The sequence below is a fragment of the Pseudomonas sp. GW458-11-26-14-LB4 genome (assembly GCF_059423925.1).
The window spans coordinates 1-1,208 of sequence record NZ_JBWKYU010000044.1; the positions used below are offsets into that span (position 1 = coordinate 1).

At 57.5% G+C, this 1,208-nt stretch carries 1 protein-coding gene; it reads left to right on the plus strand.

Annotated features, from left to right (window positions below):
* Positions 1 to 86: 86 nt before the first annotated feature.
* A partial coding sequence (locus AC07XZ_RS29075) for an integrase core domain-containing protein (protein ID WP_494990250.1) occupies positions 87 to 1,208 on the plus strand: 1,122 nt, incomplete at its 3' end.

Genomic DNA, 1,208 nt, shown 5'->3' on the forward strand with positions numbered 1-1,208 from the left:
GGGTGGGTAAAGACCGGGTACATCCTTTACGTTTGAGACCGGGGACATGGTTTACAGGTATCAATCATGGTCAGGAGGTGCTGACCATGCCCTGGAATCAAGAGTCCCCGATGGATCAACGAGTGAAATTAGTCAGTGACTGGCTCAGTGGCAGCTACACCAAGAGCCAATTGAGCCGGCGTTATGGGGTCAGCCGGCCAACCGTCGATAAGTGGCTGGATCGGTATGCAGCGCTCGGTGTGGATGGCTTGAAAGAGCAATCCCGCAAGCCTTTGAACTGCCCTCATCAAACCCCGGATGAAATCATCGCCACATTGCTGGCCAAGAAAAACGAGCATCCGGATCGAGGTCCCAAACAGATCATTGATCGCCTGCGAAAGTCCGATCCACAGATCCCATGGCCGGCCGCGAGCACTGCTGGTGAGTGGTTGAAGAAGGCTGGCTTGGTCATTGCGCGGCGCCCTTATCCTTTGCGCCCGCGTGCTCCGACGCATTTACGCCCGGCCGATGAACCCAACCAGACCTGGTGTGCCGACTTCAAAGGGCAGTTCAGGATGCAGGACGGCAATTGGTGCTATCCGCTGACCATTACCGATCAGATGAGCCGCTATCTGCTGCTCTGCCGGGCGTTGCCCGGCACGCACAGCGAGCCGACGCGACAGGGATTCGAATGGGCTTTCCGGGAGTTTGGATTGCCGGACGTAATCCGCACAGATAACGGGGCGCCTTTCGCATCGACCGGTTTGGCGCGGCTGTCGAAGCTGTCCGTCTGGTTCATCAGGCATGGCATCCATATCGAGACAATCACACCAGGGCGTCCTGACCAGAACGGTCGACACGAACGGATGCACCGCACCCTCAAAGCAGCGGTACTGCGAACACCTGCGGAAAATCTCGTACGCCAGCAGCTGGCCTTTGAAGAGTTCGTTCAGGACTTCAACCATGATCGACCACACACCGCACTGGGCATGAAACCGCCGGCTTCCGTATACAGACCTTCGTTGCGCCCGTATCCGGGCTACTTGCCCGCGGTCGAATATGGCCCTGAGGTTGAGGTACGCAAGGTTCGTTCGAACGGCGAGTTCAAGTGGAAGGGGCAACGAATGTTTTTGGGCGAGGCGCTGATCGGCGAGGACATCGCGCTGAAGGAAGTGGCTGATGACGTGTGGGAGCTGTACCTTTGCAACTTCTGTTTAGGCAGGCTTGAG